This window comes from Streptomyces sp. AC1-42W (assembly GCF_003248355.1).
Lineage (GTDB): Bacteria > Actinomycetota > Actinomycetes > Streptomycetales > Streptomycetaceae > Streptomyces.
Genome location: NZ_QKWY01000001.1, coordinates 2,008,547 through 2,029,114, shown reverse-complemented (window position 1 = coordinate 2,029,114; position 20,568 = coordinate 2,008,547). Strand labels below are relative to the sequence as shown.

The window sequence follows — 20,568 nt, the reverse complement described above, 5'->3', positions numbered from 1 at the left end:
CCTTTCCGCAACCCGGTCCGGCGGGCGAGGGGTTTTCGGCGTGTCGGCGGGGCGGGGCCGGTCCGGCGCGTCCGCTTCCCGCCGCGACTCGACCGCGTATCCGGCCCCGGCCGCCCGTGCCCGGGCCAGGAGCGAGCACCTGGCCGGGCTGCTGGGACTCACCTCCTGACGGACGGCGGCACGTCCCCGGCGCAGGGGGCGGGCGGGGTCACTCCCCGTCCGCCCCCTGCTGCCGTGCGTCGGCGATCGTCTGCGCCGCCGCCACGATCGCCGCGCGGGTGCGCCCCATCGCGCCGGCGTCGTCGCCCATGATCATGCGGGTGACCTGCGGCACGGCGAGCGGCCAGCCGACGAGCCCGGTGAAGACCAGGAGGAGGGCCTGCGGGCCGAGCGGACCGGCCGTCCCCGCGTCGCCGATCCCCCCGATGGCCCCGGCCTTCTCCTGGTAGTGCGCCGTACGGGACTCCTCGTCGGGCACCTCCGCCGTGGAGAACTCCAGCGCCTCCCAGAGCAGCAGTCTCAGCACGGCCGGATGCTCCTGGTGGTAGGCGAAGAGCCGCTCGATGTAGGCCGCCACGCCGTCGCTCCCGGAGGGCGGCGCCACGGCTTCGGCGAGCTCCTCCAGCACCCGGCCGAGCACGAGCGCGAAGAGCTTCTCCTTGTCGCCGAAGTAGAGGTAGATGGCCTGCTTGTTGGCCTGCGCCGCCTTGGCGATCCGGTCCACGCGGGCACCGGCGATGCCGTACTGGGCGAACTCCTCCAGAGCGGCTTGATAGATGCGGTTCTTCGTCTGTTCCGACCGTGCGGCCACGTCGCAGACCCCTTCTTCTCCCGGTGCGGCAGTCAACTAAACCAACCGGTTGATTTAAACCAACTGGTTGGTGTACCTATAGAGCGTAGCCAACAGCACGGCAGCCCGGAGTCCAGGGGGAAGAGGCACCATGCGTATGAGTCGGCTCGGAGACGCGGGGCCGTTACTCCTGTGTGTCGGGCCCGGGACACGACGCAGGTTCGCCCTGTCGCCCCAGCGGGAACGCCGCGCCTGCATACGGGCGGGCCCGAAGAGGTGCTCGCCCGGTCCCCCGGCGGAAACCGGCAGCGCGCATTCGTCGCCACCAGGATCGGGGCACACGACAGCGCGGGCGGACGAAGCCGGTTCGACCGCCGGCTGCACCGCGGCGGAGTCGGGATCGGCGCACCGGTCATGCGGCCCTTCGCCGAGGGCGAGTTGCCGCCCCGTGCCGCCGTCGGCGCCCTCTACGGCCACCCTCCGGCGCACCCGTAGGCCGGGACCCGGCCCCGCCGGGCACCCCGCCCGCCGTTTCTCCCTTCGTACGTCGACCCCAGGGACCTCCCCATGTCGGAATCGGACACGCTCCCCACCTCGGCCCAACCGGGCGCCGGCCCCGCCTCCCCTCCGGGCACGGCACGCCCGCTCCTCTTCCTCGCCATGGCCGTGTGCTCCGCGGCCACGGTCGCCAACGTCTACCTGGCCCAGCCGCTGCTCGCGCTGTTCGCCGACGACCTCGGCGTCTCCTCGTCCGCGGCCGGGACCGTCGTCACCTGCGCCCAGCTCGGCTACGCGGCCGGCATCCTCTTCCTCGTGCCGCTCGGCGACATCCGCAGGCGGCGCCCGCTGCTCACCACCATGCTGGTCTGCACCGTCCTGGCGCTCCTGGCCGCCGCGGCCGCACCCGGGCTCTCCGTCCTGGCCGCCTCCGCCGCGCTCGTCGGCGGGGCCACCGTGATCCCCCAGGTGCTGGTGCCGCTCGCCTCGGAACTCGCCCCGCCGCAGCGCCGCGCCTCCATCGTGGCGAACGTCCAGATCGGCCTCATGACCGGCATCGTCGGCTCCCGCGTGATCGGCGGCCTGGTGGGTGAGGCGCTGAGCTGGCGCGCGATGTACCTGCTCGCCGCCGTGCTGACCGCCCTGACGGGCGCGGTGACCGTCGCCCTGCTGCCGCGCGAAGGGGCCCGCAAGGCCCTCCCGTACCGGCAACTGCTCGGCTCGCTGCCGCGCCTGCTCCGGCAGGAGCCCGTACTGCGCCACTCGTGCCTCATGCACAGCGCCTTGTTCGGCGCCTACACCGCGACCTGGACGACGCTGGTCTTCGCCCTCGCCGACGAGCCCTACGGATACAGCAGCGCGACCGCCGGACTGTTCGGGCTGCTCGGGCTCGCGGGAGCGTTCGCCGCGCCCTGGGCCGGCCGCTTCATCGACCGGCGGGCGGCGGCTCCGATCATCACCGTCGCCCTGTTGCTCATGGTGGTCTCCGCGGGCGCCTACTGGTTCGGCGGCAGCCTGATCGCCTTCATGATCCTGGCCGTGATGCTGGCCAACGTGTCCGTGCAGTGGAGCCAGATCGCCAACCAGGCCCGCATCTTCTCCTACCTGCCCGAGGCGCGCAGCCGCGCCAACACCGTCTACATGGTCGCCGCCTTCCTCAGCGGTGCCGTCGCGGCCGCCCTCGGCAGCGTCTGCTACGGCGCGTTCGGCTGGGGCGGCGCCTGCGCCCTGCAAGCCGCCCTCGCCGCCGCAGGACTGCTCGTCGTACCGGCCATGCGCCGCCACGACACCCACCGGGCCCCCGCGGCCTGACCCCGGCGCCGACGCGCCGCTCGTCCACACCTCCGCCCGTACACGTCCGTCCATGACACGAAAGAGAGAATCCTCATGACCGCTCCCGCCATGCCCAAGGCCGTCCTCCAGTTCTTCGACGCCTCGCAGAAGGGCGATGTCGACGCCTGGGCCGACGCGTTCGCGGAGTCCGGCATCTTCCACGACCCGGTCGGCACCGAGCCGATCAAGGGCCGCGAGGCCATCCGCGCCTTCATCGCCTCCGTCGTCCCCAACTTCGACCCGTTCCTCGGCCTGACCCCGGTCGAGGCCCACACGGTCGGCTCCTCGGTGGCCGTCTCCTGGCACGGCTCGGCCGTCTCCAAGGACGGCAAGCCGGTCAACTGGTCGGGCATCAACGTCTACGAGCTCGGTGAGGACGGCCTGATCCACGAGGCGAAGGCGTACTTCAACCACGCGATCTTCCAGGCCCAGCTCTCCTGAGCCCGGAACGCGGTGGGCGGAGGCGGAGCACATCCCCCGCCTCCGCCCCACTGGCCCGGCCTCCCCGTGCGACAACACCGGCCACCGAGGGGCCCCGCACCGCCGACGCAGGCTGTGATTACCCTTCTCGAACCAGGCACGGGAATGCAGGAGCAGGGGCTCTGATCTCAGCTGAGAGAGGGCCATCAGGGCAACCTCGCCATCGGCGTGCTGAAAACCCTCGGAGCCGACAACATCGCCAAGACCACCCGGGCGATCCGCGACGAGCCCCAACGAGCACTCCCCATCCTGGGCATCACCAACGATCCGGACACCTACGGAACTTGATCAAGCCCTGGAGATCACCGCACTCCGGAACGCCTGCTATGTCCTTGTCATCGCGCTCTCGATGATGCGCGACAGCGAAGCACGCGAGATCCGCCGAAACGCCCTGGTAGAGCACTACGGAGCCCCAGCCCTGGTATCCCGAAAGATCAAGCACGACCCGAACGTTCCCACCGCACGCTGGTGGATCACCGAACCCGTCGCGGAAGCCATCGCAGTCGCAGAATCCCTCTCCTGGGACGACGAGCTGATCTTCGCCACCCACAAAGCAGGCGCGGGCCATATCCTGAACCGGAGTGGCGGAGATGCGTTCAGCAGCAGAGCAGCCGTCAACGACTTCATCCGCCACGTCAACAACAGAACCGCATGGAACGGACTGCACATCCCGCCCGGCGGCGCCGCCGCCCCGCACCGCTTCCGCAAGACGATGTCGATGCTCGCCGGCACACACCCCGGCGCGGAGATCGCCCTCGGGATGCAGCTCAAGCATGTCGCCACGCGGGCCCTTTCCAACCAGGTCACCGGCGGCTACATGGCCGGTGACCATGACTGGGCGAAACTGCTCAACACCGCCATTTGAGGACGCGCGCTTCGAACGCCTCAGCGACCTGTACCGCGACTACAAGGACGGCAAGCCGGTCGGATTCGGGCCCGGCGCCGGCAAGATCACCGCCGAGTTCAACGCCATCCAGGACGCCGCCGATGACCTGCGCTCCACCGCCCAGGCCCGTCACGGCGACGCCCGCGTGGAGTTCGACCTGCTCCGGAAATCAACCATCTCCATCAGGTTCGGCACGCTCAACCACTGCGCCTTCGACCCCCGCAGTCCCGCCGGCGCCGTATGCCTGGAGAACGCCGCCCCTGGCCCCCTCGGCGAACCCCAGCCGGACCGATGCCGCCCCGACCGCTGCGCAAACAGCATCATCTCCCCCGCACACCTCCCCGTCTGGAAAGCCGAGGAAGAGAGCCTGAACCGGCAGCTCAAGTCTCCTAAGCCGGCCCCTCCCCGACGCCACTCCCTCGAACTTCAGCTCGCCGAGGTGCGGGCGACCATCCGGAAGGGAGAGTCCCAGTGAGCGACGCATCTCCGGCCGCCGTGAAGGCCCTACGGGAGGCCATGACCCGGCTCATCGAGGGACGCCCGCAGACCACCGACGACAAGATGACCAAGGAGAACCTGTACCGCGAAGCCGGGGTCAGCCGCGCCACCATGAACCGCGCCAGCACGGTCATGGACGAATGGGACGCCTACCTCGACCAGCACGGACGCCGCACGATCGGAGAATCCCGGCGAGACGCCGAGATCGCCGAACTGGAGCGGAAACTCAAGGCCAAGACCCAGGAATGCACCCGCCTCCAGCAGCAACTGGATGCCGCTGCCACGGTCATCGGAGCCCTGCACCACGACAACGAGGCCATGCGCGAGCACATCGCCTCACGCTCCGGATCGGTTGTCTCCATCACCTCCGGTCGTACTTCCACCGACTAATCAGACCTGGTCAGGGCGGCTTCTCTGGCCGAAACGGGCAGAGCGTCGCCCAGGAGTGGGACTTCCGCTGCTAAGGGCTGTCCCGTAATCCCCGGCGGGCGCACGACGACAGCTACGGCACCTCGCTGCGTTGTCGGAACGTCCGAATACGTCCAGTATGCGAACGCCCCTCCGCCTTGCGATGCACCGCATCTGACGCCGCGCGCTGATCCACCGGGGATTACGGGACAGCCCTTAGCGTGCGTCGCCTCCGCCAGCAGATGAGAAGGGACTTCCCGGATGGCTCGGGTTGAGCAGCACGGCCGTTTTCCGCTCGATGCGCAGGACGCCTTTCGTCTGGTGGTGACGGGAGGCGGCACAGGCGGCCACACCTACCCCGCGCTGACTGCCGTGCGCGCGCTGCGGGCGAGGCTCGCCGCGGCCGGAGCGACGCTCGATGTGCTGTGGGTGGGGACGCCGGACGGCTTGGAGGCCCGTGTGGCGTCCGGAGAGGGGATCGCCTTCAAGACGGTCGTGACGGGCAAGGTTCGGCGTTCCAAGAACCCGCTGAAGCTCGTATCTCCGGCGAACGTGCGGGACATGAGCCGCGTGCCACTGGGCGTTGCCCAGGCTCGCTCGATCGTGTCCAAGTTCGCTCCGCACGCGGTGCTGGCCACCGGCGGCTACGTCGCTGTTCCGGTTGGGATGGCCGCGCGTCTGTGTCACCGTCCGCTGGTGGTGCACGAGCAGACCGTACGGCTTGGCCTGGCGAACCGGTCCCTGGCCCGGCACGCGACCCGTATTGCCGTGTCGTCGGAGTCGACGTTGCCGCTTCTGCCGGAGGCGGTACGTGCGCGGGCCGTTGTCACAGGCAACCCAGTGCGCCCCGAGGTGTTCACCGGCGACGCCGACAAGGCCGTCCATGCGCTCGGGCTGGAGGGCTTCAGCCGTTCCCTTCCCACCGTTTATGTGACCGGCGGCGCGCAGGGCTCCCAGCAGATCAACGGTCTTGTGGGCGATGTGTTGCCGTGGCTGTTGGAGCGGGCGAACGTCATCCACCAGTGTGGTCCCGCCAATGTTGGAGATCTGAGCCAGAGGGCTCAGGCGGTTCCCGCCTCGCTGGCGGCGAGGTATCTACTCACCGGTTTCGTGGGGCCGGAGCTGCCGGATGTCCTGGCGCTGGCCGATGTGGTGATCTCCCGGAGCGGGGCCGGGACGATCGCCGAGCTGACGGCGCTCGGGAAGGCCGCGGTCTTCGTCCCACTCGCCTCCTCCGCTGGGAACGAGCAGGAGCACAACGCCCGCCACCTGCACGACGCCGGGGCAGCAGTGGCGCTGATCGGAGATGCGACCGCCGGCGCCCTGGGCGATGCGGTGGCTCCTCTTCTCGCAGACGTCGGCGTGCGCGCCGAGATGGCCCGGCGCGCACGCTCCCACGGGCGCCCGGACGCGGCCGAGCGACTTGTGGACGTCATCCTGTCCGCCGCGTCCGGCTGACCCGCGCAAGGGCTACGTGAGAGCGCGGGCGAGGCAGGCAGTGACGTGCTCGATGTCCGTCTCGGTGAGGTGCTGATGGAAAGGCAGGCTCAAGATCTGCGCGCCTGTCTTCTCGGTTGCCGGGAGCGTGCGGCGCCAGGACGCGAACGCGGGCTGAAGGTGGTTGGGCGGATAGTGGACGCCCACCCCGATTCCCTGTGCCCTCAGTTCGGCGAACACCTGGTCGCGGTGCGGAACGCGCACCTGGCACAGGTGCGGTACCGAACGGTCGGGGTCGACGTCGACCAGAGTCACCCGCTCCAGCGACGCCAGGGCTTCCCGGTAGGAGTTCCAGAGACGCCGGCGTGTGTGCTCGATGTCCTGAAAGTGGTCGAACTGGGCAAGGCCGATGGCAGCGTTGATACCCGATAGCTGGTAGCGCAGCCCGAACGCGTCCACGCGGTAGGTGGTGATGTTCGCGCGTTCACCCTGGGACTGGACGACACCGAGGAGCCGGGTGCGGCGGACGGTATCGGCTTCCTCCGCGGTCCTGGGTATGACCATGCCGCCTTGGCCGCAGGTGAGGTTCTTGATCGGCCCGAACGAGAAGCACGTCAAGGAGCCGGTGGCACCCACCCGTTGTGTGCCGAGACGGGAGCCGAAGGCGTGCGCGGCGTCCTCGATCACGGTGATTCGCCGTTCGGCGAGGTTACCGAGTACGGGTTCAAGGTCGACGGCCCGGCCGCCGAACAAGACCGGAATGACGGCTGCGGTGTGGTCGGTGACCGCTTCCATGACGATCTGTGCCGTCACGCACAGGGTGTCCGGGTCGATGTCCACGAAGCGCGGGGAAGCGCCCACGGCGAGGACGGCTTGCACCGTGGCGCAGAACGTCATAGACGGCACGATGACCTCGTCGCCGGGGCCGACACCGGCGGCGATCAGGGCCGTGTGGAGGGCAGCGGTTCCGGACGAGACGGCGACCGCGTGCGGGACTCCGAGGAAAGCGGCGATCCGCTGCTCGAACTCCTCGGTGACGTCGGTGTGGCCGTACTGCCCTGACTGAAGGATGCGGGCGACGGACGCGGCCTCCTGGCCGTACAGGTACGGAGAGGCGTTGCGTCGGGCATCGGACCTCAGCGAGTTGATCATTTCGCCTCCGCCATTGGCCGGATGACCGGTCGGATCAGTGCGCTAGCCGCGGTCAAGGCCGAGGACGCTTCCGCAGGCGACGGTCCGGCGGCGACGAGCAGCCCGATCTTGTGACCGGACTGGTCGTGTGGCCGTACGCGGTCGCCCGGTTTGGCATACAGCTCGACATCAGTGATGCCGGGGAGGGTGCGGGCTTCGGCGACGCCCTCCCACGCGATCAGACGGCCTTCGACGGCGAGCGGTGAGCCGATCAGTTCGAGCGCGGCGTGCGCCTCGCGCGTGGGTGTCAGGTGGGCGCCGAACGGTTCACCGAGCGCGAGCGCGATGAGTGCACGCACGATGTCCACGCCATAGGCGGCAGCAAGCAGCCGCGGGACGCCGTCACCACCAAGACGGGCATTGGCCTCGATGATGCGTTCCTGGCTGTCTGCTCCAAGGACGGCGTCAAAGTTCGCCGGGCCATCGACAATCCCCAGTGCACGGCACAGCCGCTCGACCGCGGCCTCAAGACGGCCGTGTGCCGCCGAGGGCAACTGAGCGGTGCGCAGCCGCCGGACAACGAAACTTCCGTCGCCGAACTCTTTGTCCTTGATACAGGTCAGCAGCGCGTGGCCGTCCCGCATGAAGACCTCGATGGCCAGCGGGCGCCCCTGAAGGTACTCCTCAGCGATCACCGTCTGAGAAGCGGAGTAAGAGCGGGCGTAGGAGATGGCGCCCAGCAGATCGTCAGGGTGGCTGATGCGGGTGACACCTTTGCTGCCCGAACCGTCCGCAGGCTTGATCACGAGCGGGAAGCGCAGCCCGGCCGCCTTCACGACGATCTCATCCGGATTCCCCGACGCGGTCCATCCGTATCCGGTGATGCCGCAGGACGCGGCGATCTCGTGGAAGGCGCCCTTGTCGACAGCCGCGAGTGCACTCTTGGGATACACGTAGGGGGTGCCGTACTGAAGGCCCAAGGTGTGCCACGTGGTCAGCGCGGCGTCGCTCGCTCCGCACACGATTCCGGCGGGGCGGACGTCGCCCAGTGCGCCGACGATGATGTCGATGTCGCGGGTGGAGACCTTCAGGACCGCGTCGGCGAACACAAACGCGGGAGCGTCCGGCCGCATGTCCACCGCGATGGTCGGGATTCCGCGACGCCGCGCCTCCCGGTACAGCGGGATCTGCTCCTCCGACGCGCCCAGCACGACAAGCGCGCCCTGTGGCCATCGCTCACACATCCTGCGGCCCCTCGCTCGTGTCAAGGAGGACGTGAGGACGCGGGGCCGCGGGGTTGCGCAGGAGCGGTGCCCAGCGGCCGGGATTGTCCCGGTACCACTGCGCTGCTTCGGCAACGCCCTCGTCAAGGGAGTGAACCGGCGCGTAACCGAGCTGGTCGGCTATCTTCGACCAGCTCATCGAGTACCGGAGATCATTGGCCTGCCGGTCGGGAATGTACGTCACCGAGTCCCACTCGGCACCGCAGACGCGCAGGATCATCGCCGTGAGCTGGGCGTTTGTCAGGTCGGTTCCGCCGCCGATGTTGTAGACCTCGCCGGAAACCCCTGCGCGGAGCACGAGTTCGATGCCGGCGCAGTTGTCTTCGACGTGCAGCCAGTTGCGTACGTGCTGGCCACGGCCGTGGAGGGTGACCGGCTCCCCCTTGAGGAGCTGGGTCACGAACAGAGGAATGATCTTCTCGGGGTGCTGGCACGGCCCGTAGTTGTTCGAGGAGCGCGTCACGCACACGGGGACGCCGTAGGTCTGCGCGTAGGAGAGCGCTACGAGGTCGCTGGCGGCCTTCGACGCGGCATAGGGGACGCTGGGGCGAAGCGGGCTCTCCTCGGTCGCGGAGCCCTCCAGGAGGGGCCCGTACACCTCGTCCGTGGAGACGTGCACGAACCGCTCGATGCCTAGACGGCGCACGGCATCCAGGAGCTGATGAGTGCCCAGGACGTTGGTCGTGAGGAAGTTCCCGGCCTCGAAGAACGAACGGTCGACGTGGGACTCGGCTGCGAAGTGGACGACGGCCTCATGCTCGCGCACGAGATCGTCTACGAGGCCGGTGTCCAGGATGTTGCCCTCAACGAAGTCCAGTTTCGGAGAGAGGAACGCTTCGCCCAGGTTTTCGAGGTGCCCTGCGTAGGTGAGGGCGTCCAGGACGGTCACTGTGGTGACGTCCTCGGCGCGTAGGAGCCGTTTGACGAAGTGCGAGCCGATGAAGCCCGCCCCTCCTGTGACCAGTACTTTTCCGATCACTTGCGTCACCTCCTGATGACGTCCGTCCGGTCGTGCGGACCGTTCATCCGGGGGCCCGGCGCACTGTCGCCGCCAGGCCCCCGTCCGCCTCGCGCGGCCGGTCTTGCCGGGCCAGGTACCGCGCGGGACTTCTCCACCTCCCTCGGGGGGCGAGGCGGAGCTGTGAGCCGTCCAGTGAAGGGCCGCAGGAGTGGCCACCACACCGAACGCGGCTGGAACCGGCAGCCGGGCGCAGGACCGTTACGCACCGCACCCGGCCGCCGCAGCGGCACACATGCGGATCGACTTCGCGGGCTCGGGTAGTAACCGACGCCTGAGCCGCCAGCTCGATGTCCGAGGGCGAAACGTCGAAACGCTCGATGCCCACCGGCGCGGCCGTCATGTGGGGGGCGAGGATGCCCACCGGCGGAGCGAGCCCGAGTATGACGAGAACGGCGACGGCTAAGTGGTCGGCTCCGTAAGTCCTTCGGGGGTTGACTTCGGATCCGGCGTTGTGCCTGGTAGTGGGTCAGATGTCGACTGCAGCGATGTGGAGCTCGCAGGCGCAGTCGAGCGCCTCCGCGGGGGTGCCGGTGGGGCTGCCGGTGGGCAGCAGGGAGTCTTCGTAGCGGTCGCCACTGGCGTAGTAGGGGGCGAAGCCCCACCTCTTGCTGACGGTGCCGGTGTAGCGCAGTCGCATCAGCTTGACCCGTTCGCCGTCGGCCAGTTCGGCCTCCACGTAGGCGAACGCTCCGCGGTGTCGGACATGCAACTGCGCAATCTGGGGCCAGACGGCGCGGGCCTGCTCGCCGAGGCGGGCTTCCAGCGAGAGGCGGGTGTGTTCCGAGGGCGTGGGCATGGCGCCCATCCTGCCCGAGGGGCCACGGACCGGATACGGCAAGCTTCGGCCTGTTGTGATCCACTTCTCCGGATTGGCCCGCCTGCATTGCCTGTTGCCGTCGCCCGCACGATCACCCTGCGCGCCGCCGAGCGCGAGCGACTGAAGCTGATGGCCTACGGCCACAAGACCGAGTACCGGCTGCGGATGCGCGCGCAGGTGGTGCTGCACGCGGCGCGCGGACGCGCCAACGCGCGCATCGCCCGGGAGACGGGTCTGCATCTGGACACGGTCCGCCGCTGGCGCGGCCGGTTCGCCGAGCACGGGCTCGCCGGGCTGGGCGACCTCGACCGGTCGGGCAGGCCCCCCTCGTTCACCGCGCTCCAGGCCGCCCAGGTCAAGGCTCTGGCCTGCCGGCTGCCCGCCGAGACAGGGGTGCCGCTGGCGCGTTGGTCGTGCCCGGAGCTTGCCCGCGAAGTCGTCGCCCGGTCCATCGCCAGCTCGATCTCCGCCTCCACTGTCCGTCGCTGGCTGGGCGACGACGCGATCAAACCGTGGCAGTACCAATCCTGGATCTTCGTCACCGACCCGGACTTCCGTCCGAAGGCCGAGCGTGTACTGGACCTGTATGCCCGTACCTGGCGGGGCGTCCCGCTCGGCGACGACGAGTACGTCATCAGCGCGGACGAGAAGACCTCCATCCAGGCCCGCTGCCGCTGTCATCCGACCCTGCCGCCCGGCCGGGCCCGCGCGATGCGCGTGAACCACACCTACCGGCGCGGCGGCGCCCTGGCCTACCTGGCCGCCTACGACGTCCACTCCGCGAAAGTGTCCGGCCGCTGCGAGCCGACCACCGGCATCACCCCGTTCATGAACCTGGTCACCCAGGTCATGACCCGCGAGCCCTACGCCAGCGCGAAACGCGTGTTCTGGATCGTCGACAACGGCTCCTCCCACCGCGGCAAGAAGGCCGCCGACCGACTGTCGGACGCGTTCCCGAACGCGGTCCTGGTCCACACCCCGGTGCACGCCTCCTGGCTGAACCAAGTGGAAATCTACTTCTCCGTCGTCCAGCGCAAGGTCGTCTCGCCCAACGACTTCACCGACCTCACCCAGGTCACAGACCGGCTCCGAGAATTCGAAGACCGCTACAACGCCACGGCACAGCCGTTCCAGTGGAAGTTCACCACCTCCGACCTGGACGATCTGCTGGCCAGACTCGACCAGCACCCCGCCGGCCGACACGAAGAATCCTCCGCCGCCCCGGCACCATGATCAACCCCCGAAGGACTTACGGAGCCGACCACTAAGCCGGGACGGCTCGGCCGATCGTCGACCGCGTGACGGCCGCTCACGGCGCGTCCATGGCCGAGATGCCGTACTGAGCCGCGCAGGTCTCGCAGGCCCGCAGACGCAGCCCTGCACGACGCAGGAGCGGCACGGGGTAGCGGTCGGACGCCCAGTACGAGCACCAGCAGCAGGAACGGCCGTCGCGCTGCTGCGGGGTCAGGTTCTCCAGCACCACGGCCGGAGCGTCCACCAGCGGCATCACTGCTCGCTCGCCTCGTCCTCAGCCGTGGGTGGCGGCGGAGCCTCACCGCGGCGACAGAACCTCTCCCACCCGAACAGGCCGCGGTCGATCAGCTCTCGGAACGGCCCTGGGGGCGGCTCCGGAATGGTGTGCTGCCGCCCGGAGGCGGCGGGGATACGGCGAGGAAGTCGCGCGGTCATTGCTCACTCCTCGGTCGGGGGTCCGTACGAGCTGACCCTCTCGGGGGTAGGAGGGTCAGCCCGGAGCACAGCAACCGGGCCACCTGCGGCCCGAGTTGGCACTGACATACAGTCAACGATCACTTAACGCTGTGGGACCATCACCGATGCGGCACCCGCATACAGATATGCGCTCAGCGGGTACGAGTAGGTGCCCGAGGCCGCATCGGCTCTTAGCGTGGGGGTACGCCGTGGATTTCCAGACGGGACCGGTACGGGAGGCATCCCGGAACGGTGACTACGGGCGGGTGATCGAACTCGTCCGGACTCACAGGCGGATGACGCAGACCGCCTTGGGGCAGGCCCTCGGGATGAGTCAGTCCGCGGTCTCTCGCCTGGAAAAGAAGGGCACGGCGGCCTACAGCACAGACACCCTCGCGGCGGCTGCGGCGCATCTGGAGATTCCGCCAGCACTGGTGGGACTCGCCGAAAGCCGACGGTCGGGGCCACAGAACGACGGTGACGACGTGGACCGACGACGATTCCTCGGCGGGGCGGTGGCAGTGGCCGCAGCCCCGGCACTTGCCGCGCTGCCCGCGGAGACAGAAACCGGCGGCGGCCAGGCCGCATCACTCCGGCTGAGCACGTCCGCGTACAGACGGCTTGACGCCTCCACCCCCTCCCGCGACCTGGAGGAATCCGTACGCACCCACATGCGCCTGATCCAGTCCATCACCCGCGACGCGAGCGAGGACCAGAGGCCCCGCCTCGCCGCCGTCGGCAGCGAGGCGGCGAGCCTCGCCGGGTGGCTGTCGTGGGACATGGGCGACAACGGCAGTGCACGCGCCTGGTACGGATCGGCGATCAAGGCAGCCCGCGCGGCCGGTGACCCCCTGCTGACCGCCTACCAGGCCGGAAGCCTCGCCCAGTTCGAGGCCCACGCCGGGAACGGCGCCCAGGCCCTGAACCTCACCCGCAAGGCGCGTCGCGCCCTCGGCGAGAAGCGCCCGGCCGTCGCGGATGCATGGCTGTCGAGCGTGGAAGCCCTGGCGCACGCGGCAGCCGGGGACCGGAGCCGCACCGACCAGGCCCTGACGGCGTCCCGCGGCGCCGCCGCCACTCTGGACGGCCAGGAAACGCCGCCGTGGCCATGGGTGTTCACCTTCACCGAAACGAAGGTCTCCGCCGCCCGTGTGGCGTGCGGGGCCCGGCTCGGACTCGCGGACTGGGTGCTGTCCGAGGACACCGAAGCCCTCGCCACCGGACACGCGAAACAGCGCGCCCTGTTGGTGCTCGACATCGCGGCCGGGCACCTCGCCGGCGGACGCGTAGAGGCAGCGTTCGCCCTCGCCGGTCGCGCGCTGGACACCGGACTCAAGTACCGGTCCGGGCGGATCGTGGAACGCGTACGGTCCGTGCACCGTACCCTCACCACCACCATGCCGCCCAAGGTGGTGCGGGACTTCGACGAGCGCCTACACGGCGTCTACCTGTAAGGAGATACGGGATGCGGGTGGGGATCACCGGACACCGGGGGCTCAGCGCGGACGTTGAGGAGCGCGTGAGGACGATGCTCGCCGAGGCCGTCAGCGGCTACGACGCCGCCGAACTGGTCGCCATCTCGTGCATCGCGGACGGCCCCGACTCCTGGTTCGCCGAAGCCGTGTTGAAGCACGGCGGCCGTCTTGAGGTAGTCATTCCGGCCGCGGAGTACCGCGAGAACCTGCCGGACTGGCATCACCCGACCTACGACGCCCTGATATCCCGCGCAGCCGACGCCCACGAGACCGGAATGACCGAATCGAACTCAGAGGCGCACCAGGCCGGTTCAGAAATCCTCGTCGGCCTCTCTGACGAACTCATCGCCGTGTGGGATGGAAAACCAGCATGGGCATACGGCGGAACGGCGGACGTCGTGGCATACGCCGAACGGACCGGAGTGCCGGTACGAGTGCTCTGGCCAGAGGGCGCCAGCCGCTGACCTGCGTCATCCCATTGTCGTCCCGCCCAGACGGTGACACCGCATTCATGCGATTGTCACCGCGGGTCGTCAGGCGCCTGAGTCCACGCTGCGAGGGACTGAGCGAGGTCGTCTTCCTGGGTCTTCTCCAGGGCTTGGAAGCGTCCGCAGAGAGAGATCAGGATGTCGCCCGATCCGCATGTTCCGGTCCGACTCCTCGACCCTGTCCTTGATCGCATCCTGCGCAGCCCCCAATCCCTTGAGGACCCTGTCCCTGGACCGATCTGCCCTCCAGGGCGGTTGCAAGTTCCAGGGTCGTGCGGCTGGTCGGGTTGTGACCGGTTGGGGTGCATGGCAGAGCAGGCACGGGCTTCGTGATCATTGTGGTGTCCAAGCCAGATGATCACGAGGTGGCCCGTGCCTGCTGCTGCATCCTCTCCCGTCCCTGCCGTGCTGGTGAAACTGGGGCCGCTGGACACCGGCCGGATCGCCGACCTGCACCCCTACTTCGATTCGGTGCCCGACCCGCGCGCACGGCGGGGCCGGTGGTACTCACTCACAGCGATCCTGCTGGTGTGTGCCTGCGCGGTCGTCTCGGGAGCGAGGAGCATCGATGAACTCGCCGAGTGGGGTCAGCGTGCTTCGAACACACTCCTGACAGTGATCGGGATCCGCCGCCACCTGCTCAGATGGCGGCGCACTCCGGCGTCGGCCACGATCGGCCGTGTGCTGGGGGCTGTTGACGGTGACGCCCTGGACCGGGCGGTCGGCGCCTACCTGGCCGACCGGCACCGCGCCGCCACCGAACCCGCCCAGGCGCCGTCGCCCTCCGCGTCCGGGCGGCTGCGCGCGATCGCGGTCGACGGCAAAGCACTCAAGGGATCAGCCCGTCTTACCGCGGCGCGCCGGCATCTGCTCTCCTCGGTCACCCACGGCACCGTCGTGCCCCTCGCCCAGGTGGAGGTCGGCGCGAAGACGAACGAAACCACACACTTCCGGCCGCTGCTGGCACCGCTGGACCTGACCGGCACCGTCGTCACCTTCGACGCCCTGCACTCGGTCAAGGCGAACATCTCCTGGCTGGTCGGAACCAAGAAAGCCCACTACATCGCCGTGATCAAGACCAACCAGCCCACCGCCTACGCCCAACTCGCCGCCCTGCCCTGGCAGTCCATCGCAGTCCAGCACACCGCCTCCGGGGCCGGACACGGACGCCGCGAGTCCCGCTCGATCAAGACATGCGGGATCGCCGACGAACTCGGCGGAATCGCCTTTCCCCACGCCCGCCTGGCCATCCGCGTCCACCGCCGCCGCAAGCAAACCGGCCGACGTGAGACCCGCGAGAGTGTCTACGCCGTCACCAGCCTCGACGCCCACCAAGCCGGGCCCGCCGACCTGGCCGCCGCGATCCGCGGGCACTGGGGAGTGGAGGACTCCTCGCACCACATCAGGGATGTCACCTTCGCCAAGGATGCCTCCACCGTCCACGCCGGGACCGCACCACGGGCCATGGCGACCCTCCGCAACCTCGCCATCGGCGTGCTGAAAACCCTCGGAGCCGACAACATCGCCAAGACCACCCGGGCGATCCGCGACGAGCCCCAACGAGCACTCCCCATCCTGGGCATCACCAACGATCCGGACACCTACGGAACTTGATCAAGCCCTGCCACCATCCTCGTTGGCGACATGGTTCTCTACGATGGCGTGTACTTCGATGTAGCAGACATGGCCTCGGCGCGCAACAGCGCCAAGATCCTACGCTTCCAGGACCGCGAGCCGCTTCTCGTCGAGGACCCGATCACGATCTTCAGGCAGATGGAGTACGCGCTCTCGTTCGGCGAGATCGTCTACAGCCGCGCCTGCCCCACAGACACCATCCCTGTCAGCAGGCCCCCGTACCGCTGAGGTGGACGGTCATGACCCCCTTGACCAGAGCGGAACCCAAGTTCCCGTCGAACTGCGCGACGCACAAAGGCAGCCGGGCGGGTGTACGACGGCCCAGGGAATCCCCCCTGGGGCGACTGGAGAGAGAGGACGTTCCAATGGAATCGGCAGCCTCGGCTCAGCCCACGACCGAGAGCAGCGAACTCCTGGTTTCCCGCGAGCAGGTCACCGCGGCGCGGGCCCGGATGTTCGTCCCGTCCGACAACACCGCCGGCAAGTCCGACGGCAACGACTGACGGAACGGACAACACATGACCGCGCCTGACTCTGCGGTCGTCGCGCGCCTCGGTGAGGACTTCCTCGCCGAGGCGTTCGGCCGCGGCTACCGCCTGTCTCGCGGCGACGCCGCGTCTGTCGCCGACGTCATCAATTGGACTGACCTCAACGAGGTACTGGCCCGGCACCGCATGGACCCGCCCCGCCTGCGGCTCTCCGCCGATGGGCTAGCCGTACCCCCCGACGCCTACACCGTTCCCGAGGTGGCGAAACGCCGTACCGTCTTTCACCGAACCCATCCGGCCGCGCTGCATGAGCAACTTGCCAACGGGGCAACGCTGGTCATCGACGCTGTGGACGAGCTGTTCCCCGATGTCCAGTCGCTCGCCTCCGAGCTGGAGACCGCGCTCCGGTCCAAGATCCAGGTCAACCTGTACGCGTCCTGGACGGCCCGAGAGGGCTTCGGAGTGCACTGGGATGACCATGACGTGGTCGTGGTCCAGATCGACGGCTCGAAGCGCTGGAAGCTCTACGGGCCCACCAGGACCGCGCCCATGCGCCTGGACATGGCGGAGCCTGAGCAGCCACCCGAGGAGCCCTTGGTCGAGTTCGTTCTCACCCCCGGAGACGTGCTCTACCTGCCGCGCGGTTGGTGGCACGCTGTCTCCGCGTCCGAGGGCGAGAGGTCCCTCCACCTGACCTGCGACCTGAGCGTCGCGACGGGAGCCGACCTCATTGTCTGGCTGTCGGAGATCCTGCGTGAACACGAGATCGTCAGGGCCGACCTGCCACGCTTCGGCACCGACAAGGAACGGGCCGAGACCGCGTTGGCACTGCGGGAACATCTCGTCACCGCGCTGAGCGACCCCGAGGTCATCGAGCAGTACTTCACGCTCCGGGACGCGAACGAACGCGTGAGATTCCGGCCGAGTCTCCCGTACGTCACCGGCCTGCCCGCGGACCCCGAGCTCTCCGCCCAGCTCCTGACCACGCGCCACGAACTCCGACTCGCCGAGGAAGGGACCACGGTTCTCACGGCGGGCGGGGAGACCCTCACCTTCGCCAGGGCTGCCCACCCCATCCTTCGGACGCTGACCGACCGGCAGCCTCACCGGCTCGGGGTACTGGCAACCGCCGTCGGCCTCACGGTTGAACAGGTCACCGGTGTGACGTGGGAGCTGGTGAAGGCACAGATCGTTGCCGTGGATGGTGCCCGATGACCGCAACTCTCGGCCTTGGCACCTACCGGGTGCGCGGCCTTCCCGAAGCGGCGAAATCGGCCATGGCCCATGGAGCCGACTGGATCGACACGGCCCCCAACTACCTGCACGGGCGTGCGGAGCAAAGACTCAAGCCGGTTCTCGCCGCCTTTCCGCTGACCCCTGTCTCCACGAAGGTGGGCTTCGTCACCGCGGAACAGAGGCGACGTGCTCTCGCGGCCGGCGTGCTGACCGATGAGGAAGCGAGGGTCGGCCACTGCCTCAGTCCGCGCGCCATCCTCTGGCAGGCACAGCAGAGCCGCGCCACCCTGGGACGCGCCCCCGACATCACCTTCGTCCACAACCCGGAGCTTGGGCGTCACGACCGGGGCGCCCTGGAGAATCGCCTGTACGAGGCGTTCGTGGCCCTGGCGAACTGCGTGGATCGCGGTCTCACCAGGGGCTACGGCGTCGCCACCTGGAACGCCATCCACGAAAACCTCGTCTCGGTGGATCGCGTCGTCGGGATTGCGAGGCAGGCCGGCCGCGAACTCGGCCGCTTCAAGGCGATACAGCTCCCCCTGTCCATCGTCCAGATCAGCCCCCTGGCGGAAGCCTCGAAGGGGTGGTCAGCTGTTCTCCGTTGAGTGTCTACGAGTGTCTTTCAGGTGTCATGAGGGTCGTATGCTCTTGTGTATGAACCTGACGGAATGGGCACGCGCGCAGGGGATCGCCCCGCGTACCGCGTACCGCTGGTTCCGTGAGGGCGCGTTGCCGGTCCCTGCGGAACGAGTAGGGCCGCGGACGATCCTGGTGAACATCGACGCGAACACTTCACCCACTGTGACTGAAGGCGTGGGCTTGTACGCCCGTGTCTCCTCTCATGACCAGAAGCCCGACCTGGAACGGCAGACGGCATGCTTGTCGGCATGGGCCGCGAAGGCCGGACACAAGGTTGTACGGGTCGAATCCGAGATCGCCTCGGGCGTGAACGGGGCCCGGGCGAAGGCGACGCGTCTGCTGGCCGACCCGAAGGTGACCACGGTCGTGGTCGAGCGCAAGGACCGGCTCGGCCGGATGAACGTCGAACTGGTCGAAGCGGCCCTGTCCGCATCGGGTCGCCGGCTCGTCGTTCTCGATGACGGCGAGGTTGAAGACGACCTGGTGCGGGACATGGTCGAGGTGCTGACCTCGTTCTGCGCCCGCCTGTACGGGCGCCGGTCGGCGAAGAACCGCGCCCGCAAGGCTCTTGAGGCGGCGGCTGCCGATGAGTAAGGCGAAGAAGGAGCTCCGCCCGATCGACGCGCCGTTCGTCGCGCCCGGGCCGTCCGGAGTGGCGGTACGCGACCGCCTCAAGCACCTCACACCCGAGGACGACAAGGTACTGCGCCTGGTCGGCGAACACCTCGGCAACCTGGCATCCGCTGACCTCAAGACCCGCTGCGCCGATGGGCTGGAGCACAGCAACGAGACGTGGGCCGCGCGGAAGCAGGGCCTGACCGCGGCTTCGTCGTCCCGGTGGGCCGGTGCGATCACGAAGGCCAGCCACGATCAGTGGGCACTCTCCCGGCGCTGTCAGACCGCCCACATCCAAGGGCTTGAGGCCGGTGTGCGGACGCTGATGCATCGCCTGTCCCAGCCGCTCGGGGAGAAGGGAACCAAGCGCGCCCCGGGCGGATACCGCTCGAAGGGCGAGTGGTTCCAGAAGTCGCGCCGCCTGGCCGTGCTGGAGCACCGCCTCGATGTCGCTCGCGCCGAGCGTGAGGCCGGTGTTGTGCGCGTCGTACGCGGCGGGCGGCGCCTGCTGGGCAACCGTCACAACCTGGCCGCCGCTCAGCTCACCGAGACCCAGTGGCGTGAACGGTGGGAAGCTGAGCGCTGGTTCCTCGCCGCTGACGGCGAGTCCGGGAAGCGCTTCGGAAACGAGACGATCCGCGTCACCCCGGATGGCGAGGTCTCGATCAAGCTGCCCGCGCCGCTCGCGCACCTGGCCAACGCCCGGCACGGCCGGTACGTCCTCGCCTCCACGGCCGCCTTCGCCCACCGGGGCGCAGAGTGGCGTGACCGGATCGAAGCGGACAGGGCTGTGGCCTACCGCATCCACCTGGACGTAACCAAGGACCGCTGGTATTTGACCGCGTCGTGGACGATCCCACCGATCAAGACGATCCCGCTGGCGACGGCACGGGCTGCCGGGATGGCCGGCGTGGACACCAACGCCGACCACTTCGCCGCCTACCACCTCGACCAGCACGGCAACCCGGTAGGCGAACCAGTCCGATTCTTCTACGACCTGTCCGGCAGCGCTGATCGCCGCGACGCGCAGATCCGGCACGCCATCAGCCGACTGCTGCACTGGGCCAAGCGGTGCGGCGTGAAGGCGATCGGCCTGGAGAACCTGGACTTCACAGCCGAGAAGACCCGCGAGAAGCACGGCCGGCACAAGCGGTTCCGTCAGCTCATCTCCGGCATCCCCACCGGCAAACTCAAAGCGCGACTCGTCTCCATGGCCGCCGAGCACGGCCTCGCGATCGTCGCCGTCGATCCGGCGTACACGTCGATGTGGGGCGACCAGCACTGGAGCAAGCCCCTGACCAGCAATAAGCGAAAGATGTCCCGACACGACGCCGCGAGCGTCGCGATCGGGCGACGCGCCCTCGGACACCCGATCCGGCATGGGGTATCCCCTGCTCGAACGGAGCTGAGAGCTTGGGGAAGGACGGCACCGCCCCCGCAGCACCGGAGCGATGCTGCGGGGCATCGGACCGCCCAGGCCGGACCGTGTGCACGAGGGCGTGAGGGAACCCGCCCACCCGTCACGGACCGTGCACACGATGCACGTCGCCGGATCGGGGCACAGCGAACGCGGGAACCCAGCGCGTCCAACACCGTTCGGGATGCGCGCTGTACTGGGAGCTGGCAGCAAATGCCACTCCTGGACACTGTTTAGGAACGGTGACACGCCTCCTCCTCTCCGCGTCCTCCGCGGCACACTGG

23 protein-coding genes and 1 pseudogene are annotated in these 20,568 nt (G+C 68.9%); 18 read left to right on the top strand and 6 right to left on the bottom strand.

Translation table 11 applies throughout. The features are described 5' to 3' along the window. Nucleotides 1-40 precede the first annotated feature (40 nt). Complete coding sequence (locus DNK56_RS36435; protein ID WP_274543576.1) at nucleotides 41-169, top strand: hypothetical protein; 129 nt, start codon at nucleotides 41-43, stop codon at nucleotides 167-169. A 39-nt stretch (nucleotides 170-208) separates the two neighbouring features. Here the strand turns inward: DNK56_RS36435 and DNK56_RS09250 are convergent, their stop codons facing one another. Beyond that, nucleotides 209-811 carry a TetR/AcrR family transcriptional regulator gene (locus DNK56_RS09250; protein ID WP_111332275.1) on the bottom strand — a complete coding sequence of 201 codons (603 nt, stop codon included), beginning with the start codon at nucleotides 809-811 and terminating at the stop codon, nucleotides 209-211. A gap of 546 nt (nucleotides 812-1,357) precedes the next feature. Between DNK56_RS09250 and DNK56_RS09240 the strand changes: the two genes are divergently transcribed. The 6 genes from DNK56_RS09240 to DNK56_RS09210 all read left to right on the top strand — a co-directional run bounded on the left by DNK56_RS09240 (nucleotide 1,358) and on the right by DNK56_RS09210 (nucleotide 6,350). Next, nucleotides 1,358-2,599, top strand: coding sequence for an MFS transporter (locus tag DNK56_RS09240; protein WP_111332271.1), 1,242 nt, complete (start codon nucleotides 1,358-1,360; stop codon nucleotides 2,597-2,599). A 75-nt stretch (nucleotides 2,600-2,674) separates the two neighbouring features. After that, entirely contained in the window at nucleotides 2,675-3,061 is a 387-nt protein-coding gene (locus tag DNK56_RS09235; RefSeq protein WP_111332269.1) for a nuclear transport factor 2 family protein, read from the top strand. A gap of 391 nt (nucleotides 3,062-3,452) precedes the next feature. Next, on the top strand, nucleotides 3,453-3,965 hold the full coding sequence (locus tag DNK56_RS09225) for a hypothetical protein (RefSeq protein WP_158564895.1): 513 nt from the start codon (nucleotides 3,453-3,455) through the stop codon (nucleotides 3,963-3,965). Next, nucleotides 3,931-4,461, top strand: coding sequence for a hypothetical protein (locus tag DNK56_RS09220; protein ID WP_111332265.1), 531 nt, complete (start codon nucleotides 3,931-3,933; stop codon nucleotides 4,459-4,461). Before DNK56_RS09225 ends, DNK56_RS09220 begins: the two co-directional genes overlap by 35 nt. Beyond that, nucleotides 4,458-4,874 (top strand): hypothetical protein, encoded by a 417-nt coding sequence (locus tag DNK56_RS09215; RefSeq protein WP_241989820.1) that lies wholly within the window; start codon nucleotides 4,458-4,460, stop codon nucleotides 4,872-4,874. The genes DNK56_RS09220 and DNK56_RS09215 overlap by 4 nt, the downstream gene beginning before the upstream one ends. Nucleotides 4,875-5,153: 279 nt before the next feature. Beyond that, the gene (locus tag DNK56_RS09210) at nucleotides 5,154-6,350 is read left to right on the top strand and encodes a UDP-N-acetylglucosamine--N-acetylmuramyl-(pentapeptide) pyrophosphoryl-undecaprenol N-acetylglucosamine transferase (RefSeq protein ID WP_111332263.1); all 1,197 of its coding nucleotides are present in this window, start codon (nucleotides 5,154-5,156) and stop codon (nucleotides 6,348-6,350) included. A 12-nt stretch (nucleotides 6,351-6,362) separates the two neighbouring features. On the opposite strand, the gene DNK56_RS09205 is transcribed toward DNK56_RS09210, so the two are convergent. From DNK56_RS09205 to DNK56_RS09190, 4 genes are all read right to left on the bottom strand, one after another. Next, entirely contained in the window at nucleotides 6,363-7,481 is a 1,119-nt protein-coding gene (locus tag DNK56_RS09205; protein WP_111332261.1) for a DegT/DnrJ/EryC1/StrS family aminotransferase, read from the bottom strand. Continuing rightward, nucleotides 7,478-8,671 (bottom strand): ATP-grasp domain-containing protein, encoded by a 1,194-nt coding sequence (locus DNK56_RS09200; protein WP_241989819.1) that lies wholly within the window; start codon nucleotides 8,669-8,671, stop codon nucleotides 7,478-7,480. Before DNK56_RS09200 ends, DNK56_RS09205 begins: the two co-directional genes overlap by 4 nt. A 25-nt stretch (nucleotides 8,672-8,696) precedes the next feature. After that, entirely contained in the window at nucleotides 8,697-9,719 is a 1,023-nt protein-coding gene (gene rfbB / locus DNK56_RS09195; protein WP_111335621.1) for a dTDP-glucose 4,6-dehydratase, read from the bottom strand. A gap of 511 nt (nucleotides 9,720-10,230) precedes the next feature. Next, nucleotides 10,231-10,560 (bottom strand): hypothetical protein, encoded by a 330-nt coding sequence (locus tag DNK56_RS09190; RefSeq protein ID WP_111330414.1) that lies wholly within the window; start codon nucleotides 10,558-10,560, stop codon nucleotides 10,231-10,233. Between the two features lie 87 nt (nucleotides 10,561-10,647). Between DNK56_RS09190 and DNK56_RS09185 the strand changes: the two genes are divergently transcribed. Further along, nucleotides 10,648-11,814 (top strand): IS630 family transposase, encoded by a 1,167-nt coding sequence (locus DNK56_RS09185; protein WP_241989748.1) that lies wholly within the window; start codon nucleotides 10,648-10,650, stop codon nucleotides 11,812-11,814. 76 nt (nucleotides 11,815-11,890) lie between these two features. Here the strand turns inward: DNK56_RS09185 and DNK56_RS09180 are convergent, their stop codons facing one another. Then, a complete protein-coding gene (locus tag DNK56_RS09180) occupies nucleotides 11,891-12,079 on the bottom strand; it encodes a hypothetical protein (RefSeq protein WP_146610506.1) in 189 nt (62 codons plus the stop codon). 337 nt (nucleotides 12,080-12,416) lie between these two features. Between DNK56_RS09180 and DNK56_RS36430 the strand changes: the two are divergent. From DNK56_RS36430 to DNK56_RS09135, 10 genes and pseudogenes are all read left to right on the top strand, one after another. Further along, nucleotides 12,417-12,716: pseudogene (locus tag DNK56_RS36430) on the top strand (helix-turn-helix domain-containing protein); the annotation flags it as partial. A gap of 60 nt (nucleotides 12,717-12,776) precedes the next feature. Beyond that, complete coding sequence (locus tag DNK56_RS09170; protein WP_241989952.1) at nucleotides 12,777-13,745, top strand: hypothetical protein; 969 nt, start codon at nucleotides 12,777-12,779, stop codon at nucleotides 13,743-13,745. Between the two features lie 11 nt (nucleotides 13,746-13,756). Then, on the top strand, nucleotides 13,757-14,230 hold the full coding sequence (locus DNK56_RS09165; protein WP_111332251.1) for a hypothetical protein: 474 nt from the start codon (nucleotides 13,757-13,759) through the stop codon (nucleotides 14,228-14,230). Nucleotides 14,231-14,659: 429 nt separating this feature from the next. Then, nucleotides 14,660-15,868, top strand: coding sequence for an ISAs1 family transposase (locus DNK56_RS09160; RefSeq protein ID WP_241989818.1), 1,209 nt, complete (start codon nucleotides 14,660-14,662; stop codon nucleotides 15,866-15,868). 30 nt (nucleotides 15,869-15,898) lie between these two features. Next, on the top strand, nucleotides 15,899-16,117 hold the full coding sequence (locus DNK56_RS09155; RefSeq protein WP_111332249.1) for a hypothetical protein: 219 nt from the start codon (nucleotides 15,899-15,901) through the stop codon (nucleotides 16,115-16,117). 137 nt (nucleotides 16,118-16,254) lie between these two features. After that, nucleotides 16,255-16,392 carry a hypothetical protein gene (locus DNK56_RS34925; RefSeq protein WP_158558535.1) on the top strand — a complete coding sequence of 46 codons (138 nt, stop codon included), beginning with the start codon at nucleotides 16,255-16,257 and terminating at the stop codon, nucleotides 16,390-16,392. Between the two features lie 15 nt (nucleotides 16,393-16,407). After that, nucleotides 16,408-17,592: a cupin domain-containing protein gene (locus DNK56_RS09150; RefSeq protein WP_111332247.1), complete on the top strand. Its 1,185-nt coding sequence runs from the start codon at nucleotides 16,408-16,410 to the stop codon at nucleotides 17,590-17,592. Beyond that, on the top strand, nucleotides 17,589-18,218 hold the full coding sequence (locus DNK56_RS09145) for an aldo/keto reductase (RefSeq protein ID WP_111332245.1): 630 nt from the start codon (nucleotides 17,589-17,591) through the stop codon (nucleotides 18,216-18,218). The genes DNK56_RS09150 and DNK56_RS09145 overlap by 4 nt, the downstream gene beginning before the upstream one ends. A 49-nt stretch (nucleotides 18,219-18,267) precedes the next feature. Further along, the gene (locus tag DNK56_RS09140) at nucleotides 18,268-18,846 is read left to right on the top strand and encodes an IS607 family transposase (protein WP_111332243.1); all 579 of its coding nucleotides are present in this window, start codon (nucleotides 18,268-18,270) and stop codon (nucleotides 18,844-18,846) included. Next, nucleotides 18,821-20,521, top strand: a complete 1,701-nt coding sequence (locus tag DNK56_RS09135) for an IS200/IS605 family accessory protein TnpB-related protein (RefSeq protein ID WP_446750459.1) — start codon at nucleotides 18,821-18,823, stop codon at nucleotides 20,519-20,521. Before DNK56_RS09140 ends, DNK56_RS09135 begins: the two co-directional genes overlap by 26 nt. Nucleotides 20,522-20,568: the final 47 nt, after the last annotated feature.